Origin of the sequence: Arcobacter vandammei (assembly GCF_016106035.1) — a bacterium.
Taxonomy (GTDB): domain Bacteria; phylum Campylobacterota; class Campylobacteria; order Campylobacterales; family Arcobacteraceae; genus Aliarcobacter; species Aliarcobacter vandammei.
This window is the reverse complement of sequence record NZ_JADKPZ010000030.1, coordinates 1-8,940: the sequence shown is the minus strand read 5'-3', so window position 1 is coordinate 8,940 and position 8,940 is coordinate 1. Positions and strand designations below refer to the sequence as shown.

Annotated in this window: 7 protein-coding genes and 1 pseudogene; all 8 read right to left on the bottom strand. The window is 22.7% G+C overall.

All coding sequences use genetic code 11. From position 1 onward, the window contains the following. Nucleotides 1-108: 108 nt before the first annotated feature. Nucleotides 109-582: a hypothetical protein gene (locus tag IQC44_RS11095; protein ID WP_198306427.1), complete on the bottom strand. Its 474-nt coding sequence runs from the start codon at nucleotides 580-582 to the stop codon at nucleotides 109-111. A gap of 270 nt (nucleotides 583-852) precedes the next feature. After that, a complete protein-coding gene (locus IQC44_RS11090) occupies nucleotides 853-2,091 on the bottom strand; it encodes a hypothetical protein (protein ID WP_198306426.1) in 1,239 nt (412 codons plus the stop codon). Between the two features lie 26 nt (nucleotides 2,092-2,117). Further along, nucleotides 2,118-3,143 (bottom strand): tetratricopeptide repeat protein, encoded by a 1,026-nt coding sequence (locus IQC44_RS11085; protein WP_198306425.1) that lies wholly within the window; start codon nucleotides 3,141-3,143, stop codon nucleotides 2,118-2,120. A 414-nt stretch (nucleotides 3,144-3,557) separates the two neighbouring features. Then, nucleotides 3,558-4,418: a hypothetical protein gene (locus IQC44_RS11080; protein WP_198306424.1), complete on the bottom strand. Its 861-nt coding sequence runs from the start codon at nucleotides 4,416-4,418 to the stop codon at nucleotides 3,558-3,560. After that, on the bottom strand, nucleotides 4,405-5,658 hold the full coding sequence (locus IQC44_RS11075; RefSeq protein ID WP_198306423.1) for a bacteriophage T4 gp5 trimerisation domain-containing protein: 1,254 nt from the start codon (nucleotides 5,656-5,658) through the stop codon (nucleotides 4,405-4,407). The genes IQC44_RS11080 and IQC44_RS11075 overlap by 14 nt, the downstream gene beginning before the upstream one ends. 21 nt (nucleotides 5,659-5,679) lie before the next feature. Beyond that, on the bottom strand, nucleotides 5,680-6,735 hold the full coding sequence (locus tag IQC44_RS11070) for a tetratricopeptide repeat protein (protein WP_198306422.1): 1,056 nt from the start codon (nucleotides 6,733-6,735) through the stop codon (nucleotides 5,680-5,682). Continuing rightward, nucleotides 6,735-7,898: a glycoside hydrolase family 19 protein gene (locus tag IQC44_RS11065; RefSeq protein WP_198306421.1), complete on the bottom strand. Its 1,164-nt coding sequence runs from the start codon at nucleotides 7,896-7,898 to the stop codon at nucleotides 6,735-6,737. Before IQC44_RS11065 ends, IQC44_RS11070 begins: the two co-directional genes overlap by 1 nt. Next, nucleotides 7,898-8,940 (bottom strand): annotated as a pseudogene (locus IQC44_RS11060) (type VI secretion system Vgr family protein); the annotation flags it as partial. The pseudogene IQC44_RS11060 and the gene IQC44_RS11065, both read right to left, overlap by 1 nt.

The window sequence follows — 8,940 nt, the reverse complement described above, 5'->3', positions numbered from 1 at the left end:
TGGACAAATTCTAGTGCTTTTTTACAACTCATTGTAAATAATCCTTTTTAAATAACGATAGTATCGAACTTAGCTTAAGTTTTCAGCAACCCATTTTTTTCATTAAGCCTATTTTGAAATAGATTTATTTTCAACATTCCATCTTATTTGTTTTAATTCTTCTTCTGTTGGGTTTTCTACATTTAGTATTGCTTTTAATTCTACTTCTTCATTTGTAATATATTTTAAGGCTATATCTACAACTCTTACATCTCTTTTTAATTCTACTAATACATAACCTTCTTCTTTTGAGTTATTTGCAAAGCCAAATATATGTGCATATTTATATATATTTGTTTTTGAAATATTTAGGGATAATTGGGTTTTATTTATAACTATATCATCACTATTATCTATCTCATCTAATACTATATCATTATCATTTTTATCATTATTCTTTACTACTACAAATTGAAGTTGATTTAATTGAGATTGATTTAAGTTAATATCTTCTATCCAAGTATCATTTTTATAGATAAGAGTATTTGCTTCTACAATTACAGTATCAGTTATAGAAGATTGTTTTACTATATTAGCACTCAATGATTTTACTTTTACTTTTTCATAGAGTGGTTTTTCTATTATTGGAATAGTTACACTATTTGCTTTTAATCCACCATAAGATATATTTGGATTTACTGATTTTGAGTTTAGGTAAATACCTTTTTGATTTACTGTTATTACATTTCCTTTACTTCTTATTGATATACCTTGTGTTCCAACTAACTCTATTTATTTGCAAACGGTATTAAAGTATTCATATATCTTGTAAATTTCAATATTATATAAATAAATTCCACATTTTTGTAGAATTTATTTATATTTTTCAATATAAGTTTGACATTTCTTATCTATATCCTCAATTATAATATCAGAAGAAGATAAAGGTCTTTCATTTGTAATAACTACATTTTTTCTTAAAATACTTTTAAAATATTCTGGTTTTAAATATTTATTTTTTAGAAGCAAAATATTTAATCTAGTTGAATTATTCTTGTATTTCAATATTAAGTTACAAGTATCAACTAAGTTATTATTCTTTTCTGTATTTTCAAAATCTAAAAATTTATTATTTATTTCTTTCAAATCATAAAAATAAATACTATGAGTGTCATATCCTACAATATACTTACTATCTCCATTAATAACCCCAATTCTTGGATAACCTGTATAATCTATATAATCACCTATGATTGTAAAAATATCTTCATATTTTATTTTACTATCTTGAAAATTCATTTTACTAATACTAACTAAGGTAGAAGATATTAATATCAAAATTATAAATATTGGTGACATTAAACTTGCAACAAGAGTAGTAAATAAAATATGGTCTAAAAATGATTTATTCCCTAATTTATCTTTTCTATTTCTATAAAAATATATTATTCCCCATATTATAATTGAACCCAAAGATAATACAAGTATTAAAAAATAAATTATTACTCCTAAAGAACTTAAAATATCATATAAAATAAATTGTCCAAAATCAAATAAATTAACCAAACTCAATTGAGTAGGAATACCTAAAATATAAAGTGTTTTTTGACTTAAAATATTAAATAACATCAATAAAATACCTATTGATATTCCAAAAAAATATGTCAAATTACTTAAAGTTATATATTTAAGAAACTCAAAGCTTTTATAATTTAGAAGTGACCAAAAAAAATCTTTCTCTTCTGGAATTGAATCTTTCAAGTTAAATATAGAAATTTTTAAATCTTTATTCTTTAAAGTATTTTCTAACCCTTTAAAAAACTTATTAAACTTATCTTCCGATAAAGAATCTAATTTATCTGCTTTTATTATTTTTGAGTTTGTATGTATTACCAAAAAAACTCTATTATTTCTTTTCAAATAATTCTTAAATTTATTAAAATCTTTATTTCTTTGTAATTCTTCAAGATTTTCAGTTTTAAAAATTAAATATTTAGAATACTCATAAAGTTTATTTATTCCTTCTTCTGTTCTTATTAATCTATACTTATTTATTACCATTGTAAAAAACATAGGTACAAATAACAGTATACAAAATATAAATATATTCATTCTCTTTATTTTCCTTTTTATTAAATTTATTTAAACTCTAAAACTCTTTTAGGGATTTTTTCTTCTTTATTATCTTGTTTCATTAATTCTATATATTTTTTATAATTTTCTTTTGCCTTTTCTTTATCATTTATTCCAAGATAAGCATCTGCTAGATTTAAATAAGCGACTGTTCTATTTGGGTATTTTTCTATAATTTTTTCTAAAATGAAAATAGCTTCATCATTTGCATTTGCTTGTTGTAGATAATATGCTATGTCGTTGTATTTTTGTACAGTTTTATTTGTCAATGGATATTTTACAAAAGAGTTTACTATATAGTAAGTATCGATTTTTATATCATTATCTTTAATTTTATTCATTAATTCTTCTAAAGATAATACTTTTACACTCTCTAAATTTACAATTTTTCCTTCAATTATTTCATCTTTTTTACAAAAACCTGTTTCTACTAATCTATTGATTATTTTCTCTTTATTGTAGTATGGGTATCTTTCTTTAGATGAATATGATAAATTTAAACTTATTGAATTATTTGAGTAATTTAGTATTTCTTTATAATTTTCACTTACATCTATTAAATTATATCCATCATTTAATTTTGTTATAATTTTAAAAATATATGGAGTAAACACAATTTCTTTAAATCTAATTTCAGAGTCTAACTCTATTTGTACAAAAATTAAATTTATATAATCTGTTTTATCACAAACTATCTGTTCAAATGCTTGATACTCTGCATAGCTATAATCATCATTAAAAAAATGTTTTTTTATTTCATTAAAATGTAAATAACCTTTGAGTTGATTATTTTCTGGAATTCTATGTGGAAGAATTTCTTCATTTTCATCTTGCCATAAAGGAACATAGTTATATTTTATAATTTCGGTTGTAATATCAAAATTCTTAGTTTTAAAATTTAAAGGTTTTATTTGTTCTTTAGGATTTTCTGTATGCCAATATTCTTCCATATATTCAACTTCTTCATCTGTTACAACTGCATTTAAACTTATGCTAAAAAGTATTATTGTAAATATTATTAATTTTTTCATTTTATTAATCCTAAATATTTTGCTATTTTTTCAAATTTGTTCCATCTATCTTCTAATCCATTTGCTTCTTTCTTGTACTCTGGCATAAATGGTTTTTCTTATTTATATTTGGATTTTTTATCATCTTCTTTTACTTCCACCAATGGAGACAAATATACAATTAAATAATTTACAATTAATGGAATAAGAATTATTGAAGTGACAACTGTTAGTAAATTAGGCTGTATATTTATAGATTGTAAAAACATACTAAATGAACTACTTACTAGTAAAAATCCTCCAAATAGATATATAAAGTTCAAAATAGTTTTAGGAATATATATATAATAAGGTAATCTATACTCTTTATTATCAATAATAGTATAATTTTGAAAAATTAAATCAAAGTAATTTTTAAATGTTTTTTTTATCATTTTATTGTCCTATTATAATAGCTCTTGCGAAATCATCTATTTCTTTGGCTGAAAATGTAAGGTCTCCCCATAATGCAGGAAATGTTATACCTGCAAAACCAACTGGAACCTTGATTTTTGGTTGAACAAAAGTACTTAATCCTATTCCTGTTATTAATCTACTTGTTACATATGTGGGATTTTCTTTTACATATTTTTCCACCGATTTAGCAAAAAGTTCTCCAGTACCATTTTCATTGAATGCAATATATTTCATAAGTTTTAAAATATATTTTGTTTCTAGTGAAGATTTATTTTGTTCTTCATTATCTATATTATCAAGTTGCCAATCTCTAAAACCTGAAATCCTACTTGCCCAATCTCCAAATCCATATAGCCCTGCATATATAGAAGCTGAACCTGTTAGAATTGGGTGTTTTCCTTCCAGTGCTTGTGTTACTGGATTTATACTATTAAGTTTATATTTTTCAATATCTTTTTTTGTTAATAAATGAACTTTGTTATTGATTGGTTCGTGAATAAATCCTATAAAAACATCTTTAACTAATTCAAATGTAACTTCTTCTTCCGTATCTCTACTTATTTTTTTATCATTATTTGCATCTAGCCAACCTTTGATATAAAAAACTTCATTTTCATTTATAGATAACTCTTTTATTATATCTTTCGGGATAAATGGATATTCTGCAATATATTCATTATCATACTTCTTAACCATTGTTGTATCCTCTATTTTTTTATCATTAAAACTTTTTTTATTTATATCTAAAGGAGTTAATCCTACTTGTATTTTTGTATTTTCTGGTACATTTATTGTTTTTACATAAAAATCAATAACATCATCTATATTAAATTTTTGCATTTTTAAATCCTATTTCACTAAATCTCATTTTCTCTTCATCAAACACAGCCATAGCATTAGCACTATCTTCTACACTTTGATTATTCTCTATATATGAGTTAAAGTTTATCTCATATACCTTCTCTTCTTTTATATTATGTCTTATTATTTGTTGTCCATTGTATTTTGAAATAGAGTTATTTTCTACATTCCATCTTATTTGTTTTAATTCTTCTTCTGTTGCTTTTTCTACATTTAGTATTGCTTTTAATTCTACTTCTTCATTTGAGATATATTTTACATCTATATCTATTACTCTTACATCTCTTTTCAGTTCTACTAATACATAACCTTCTTCTTTTGAGTTATTTGCAAAGGCAAAAATATGTGCATATTTATATAGATTTGTTTTAGAGATATTTAGAGATAATTGGGTTTTATTTATAGCTATATTATCATTTATATCTATTTCATCTTGAACTATATCATTATTATTTTTATCATTATTTTTTACAACTACAAATTGTAGTTGATTTAATTGTGATTGATTTAAGTTAATATCTTCTACCCAAGTATCATTTTTATATATTTGAGTATTTGCTTCTATAATTACAGTATCAGTTATAGAAGTTTGTTTTACTATATTAGAACTCAATGATTTTACTTTTACTTTTTCAAATAGTGGTTTATTTATTATTGGACTATTTACACTATTTGCTTTTAATCCACTATAAGATGAGTTTGGGTTTACTAATTTTGAGTTTAGGTAAATACCTTTTTGATTTACAGTTATTACATTTCCTTTACTTCTTATTGATATACCTTGTGTAGCTATTAGTTCTATTACTTTTGCTTCTATTTTTATTGTATTTGCTTTTGTGTGGAAATTCTCTTTTACATCAATTCTAAAATCTTTATCTATTTGTTTAAACAAATTCTGAAGGTATTTTTGTTTTACATCTTTTTCTACATAAGTAATCTTATTACCTTTTACTCTTTGTATAAAATCCTTTTCTATTAGTTGTTTTAAACTCTCTTTTACATTTACATTAAGATTTTTATCTACATACAAATCATAATCTTGTGTTACAGTTGTTATTTTCTCTTTCTCAACATTTTGCGAATAGTTAGCTTTTACATTTAATACTTTATCATTATTGATTGTTTTTATTTCATCATTCTTTATATCTTCTAGTTTATTGTTTTCTATTAAGGTAGTTTGATTATGTTGAACTATATATATTTTTGGTTTTACTGACATATTTTAAATTATTTTAGAGTTTTAGTTTCCTTGAAACTCTAAAACTCTTTTTGGGATTTTTTCTTCTTTATTATCTTGTTTCATTAATTCTATATATTTTTCATAATTTTCTTTTGATAAATTTTTATAATACTCTACAGCTACTTTATAGTTTTCATTTTTTTCATTCTCTTTACTCATTTCAAGATAAGCATCTGCTAGATTTAAATATGCAATTGTTCTATTTGGTTCTTGCTTTATTATTTCTTCTAAAAGTGGAATAACTTCTTTATATATTTTTGCTTCAATTAAAAATGATGCAATATTACTTGAGAATTCTATATCATCTTCAAATAAAAAATTTTCAGATATTCCACAATCTCTATCATTATAATTTTCCATTTCTGAACAATCAAGTAAATATTCTGCATTTTCTTTTGGATTTTCTTCTACCTTTTTATATAAATCTTCTATCTCTTTTGATTTTATTTTTTTAGCTTTTAACTCTTTTAGTCTAAAAATATTATCAAATAAATATTGGTGTATTTCACCAGTATTAAAATTATCTAAAGTTATATCTTTAATTTTATCACTTTGTATTAAGTAAACCGCTTTTAAAGTGTGGTCATAACCACCGAAGCTTAAAAAATATACTCTATCAAGATTAAACTTATTTGTTTTTTTATTATATTCAAAGTAAAGCTTATATCTATGTAATAAACCTTCTTTAGATAAAATTACAATTAGACTATTTGTATCCTTATAATCTATTGTAAAATTTGTTTCACTATCCCAATTCAAAATTGTATTAAATTTATCCACCTCAATCGACATAGAATTAAATGTATATTTATCTAATATATTTTCTTTTAATAAATAATTCTTATTTACAATTGTTTCAAAACTTCCATTTTTCTCTTGTCTTTCAATAGTTAAATGATTATTTGTGTGAATATTTTTATAAATAAACGAAATTTTATCTTTTAATCCATCATTTGTTACATCTAAAAATAATTCTTCTTTTCCGTCATATAAATCTAAATTATTATTAGAATATAATATTTGGAATATTATTAAAAATAAAAAAATTGTTCTCACTATTTATCCTTTAATATTTTGTATATATCTTGAAAATATTGTTTTCTAGCATTTCTACTTCCTGTTTTTTCATTTACAACATTAACTATTAAATCAACAACACTATCTATTGCACCTTTATCAGCGATATTATTTAATTTTTTCCATTCCCAAAATCCCATAGCAGATAACATTCCTACTTTTGTTTCCAATAAACCATTAGGATTGTCCACAATATTTAGATTTTCTTTTGGAACTTTCTCTTTTAATATTTTATTAACATTTTGATAATTATCTTTCCAAGTTAATTGAATAAAACCTTTACCTTTATAAAGTAATCCATTTTCACATCCACCTTCTTTTAAGGTAAAACCATTATCATCACAACAGTAAACTCTTTTTGCAATTTCATCTTCTTTTGGAAGTTGCTTATAATAATATCTTCCATTTTTAATATTGAATAGTTTTTTATTTTCTATACTTAAATTTTTATATTTAGCTTCATCTGCTCTAATATATCCCAATCTATTTGCTTCATTTGGAAAATGTTTAAAATATCTACTAAAAGTTATTTTCAATGCTTCTACGCTGTACCATAAACTTTCTTCAGAACCAACTAAAGTATCTCCCACTTCTGCCCTTACTTGTGCAAAAAAGTGTGAAGCTCTAAGTGGTGTATTTATCTCAAATGCACAACAATATTTATTAAATATTTCTAAAACTTCTTTTCTTTTTTCTGCTGGTGCTTTTGGGAATATTTGATTAAAATCTTCTTCTGTTATTTTAAAGTTACATATTCTGTAATCAAGCCATTTATCACAATCATTTTTTGCTGTTTTTGTGCATTTTGCTTCTATTTTAGCTGAAACATAAGCAATTTTTTTAATATCTTCATCTTGTAGTTTTAATTTATTTTCTGCTAATTCTTCTGTTGTAAATTTAAAAACTAATATATCTTTTTCTATCTCATCATAATCAGTAACATTATATTCATCAAATATTTTTTTATAAGTAGAACTTCTTTTTATATCAATTTCTTCTTTATATATTTTATCTGTTATTTGAGTTTTATTTATATCAAGTAATTTTAAACAAACAGTAGCTTTATTAAACTCTTGTTCTTTATCATTTGGAATTATATTATCAGCTATTATTAAAATATTTTCTTTATAGGCTTTTATCATTACATCATCCTAAAATTTGTTAATTTCTCAATATCCTCATCAAACACAGCAAACCCTCTAGCACTATTTTCTACACTTTGATTATTCTCTATATAGGAGTTAAAGTTTATCTCATATACTTTCTCTTCTTTTATATTATGTTTTATTATTTGTTGTCCATTGTATTTTGAAATAGAGTTATTCTCTACATTCCATCTTATTTGTTCTAGTTCATCTTCTCTTGGGTTTTCTACATTTAGTATTGCTTTTAGTTCTACTTCATCATTTGTAATATATTTTAAGGCTATATCTACAACTCTTACATCTCTTTTCAGTTCTACTAATATATAACCTTCATCATTTGAGTTATTTGCAAAGGCAAAAATATGTGCATATTTATATAGATTTGTTTTTGAGATATTTAGAGATAATTGGGTTTTATTTATAGCTATATTATCATTTATATCTATTTCATCTTGAACTATATCATTATCATTTTTATCATTATTCTTTACTACTACAAATTGTATTTGATTTAATTGTGATTGATTTAAGTTAATATCTTCTATCCAAGTATCATTTTTATATATAAGAGTATTTGCTTCTACAATTACAGTATCAGTTATAGAAGTTTGTTTTACTATATTAGAACTCAATGATTTTACTTTTACTTTTTCAAATAGTGGTTTATTTATTATTGGACTATTTACACTATTTGCTTTTAATCCACCATAAGATGAGTTTGTATCAAACAGTTTTGAGTTTATATATATTCCACTACTATTTACAGTCAATACATTTGAACCACTTCTAATAGATACTCCTTGTGTTCCAACTAATTCTATTATCTTTGCTTCTTGTTTTATTGACTTTGAGTTTATATGAAAGTTCTCTTTTACATCAATTCTAAAATCTTTATTGATTTGCTTAAATAGATTTTGAAGGTATTTTAGTTTTACATCTTTTTCTACATAAGTAATCTTATTACCTTTTACTCTTTGTATAAAATCCTTTTCTATTAGTTGTTTTATTGTGTTTTTTACTTTTATATTTAAATCTTCAT

What these genes read in the sequence shown, in the direction of transcription:
- IQC44_RS11085 (WP_198306425.1), bottom strand. Translation starts at nt 3,143, where the DNA reads ATGAAAAAATTAATAATATTTACAATAATACTTTTTAGCATAAGTTTA.
- IQC44_RS11080 (WP_198306424.1), bottom strand. Translation starts at nt 4,418, where the DNA reads ATGCAAAAATTTAATATAGATGATGTTATTGATTTTTATGTAAAAACA.
- IQC44_RS11065 (WP_198306421.1), bottom strand. Translation starts at nt 7,898, where the DNA reads ATGATAAAAGCCTATAAAGAAAATATTTTAATAATAGCTGATAATATA.
- IQC44_RS11090 (WP_198306426.1), bottom strand. Translation starts at nt 2,091, where the DNA reads ATGAATATATTTATATTTTGTATACTGTTATTTGTACCTATGTTTTTT.
- IQC44_RS11075 (WP_198306423.1), bottom strand. Translation starts at nt 5,658, where the DNA reads ATGTCAGTAAAACCAAAAATATATATAGTTCAACATAATCAAACTACC.